This is a genomic window from Kordia aestuariivivens (assembly GCF_014397005.1).
Lineage (GTDB): Bacteria > Bacteroidota > Bacteroidia > Flavobacteriales > Flavobacteriaceae > Kordia > Kordia aestuariivivens.
Genome location: NZ_JACGWS010000044.1, coordinates 1 through 578, shown reverse-complemented (window position 1 = coordinate 578; position 578 = coordinate 1). Strand labels below are relative to the sequence as shown.

The following is a 578-nucleotide window of genomic DNA, read 5'->3' as shown; positions in this document are numbered from 1 at the left end:
ACTGTTTAAGTCTGCTAGACTTGCGTAATAGGTGAGTGTTAAACTGGTATTTCCTCCAGTGATCTCTATGTATTTATCGGTAAGATCAAAGGTGCTAATCTCATCACTTTCATCACCACTCTCTAGGTCATCACAAAGCGCAAATGGAGTCGGTTGCACCAGTACTGGCGGTCCCACTACGATGATATCAAAACTTCCAATGGCATAACAAGCTGTGGCGTTGTCTTCTAAACGTACCCAAATCGTTTGCTGATTGATGGTGATGTTGATATAATCGGTAAGGTTTACTATTGGTGATAGATCATCAATGGCATCTTGTTCTGTCTCGTGATAGGTAAGCGTATAATCACTTGGTGTTTGTGTACCATAGATTTCCATTTGAGTTTCTGTCAAATCAAACATGGTAAAGCCATCTAAGTTTGCTGCTTCATCACATTCTTCTAGGTCTGTGATGTTTAGTGGCAATACTGGAATTGGAATCACATTTAGTTGTAATGGAGTTACGGTGAAACATCCTGTAACGGTATTGGTTGCCAGTACATAGATGGTTTGTGTATCCATCATAATGTTATTGTATG

1 protein-coding gene is annotated in these 578 nt (G+C 39.6%); it reads right to left on the bottom strand.

Going from position 1 to position 578, the window contains the following annotated elements; translation table 11 throughout:
- Window positions 1–564, bottom strand: a 564-nt coding sequence (locus tag H2O64_RS23940; protein ID WP_235983028.1) for a hypothetical protein, incomplete at its 3' end; no start/stop codon positions are given.
- Between the last annotated feature and the right edge of the window lie 14 nt (window positions 565–578).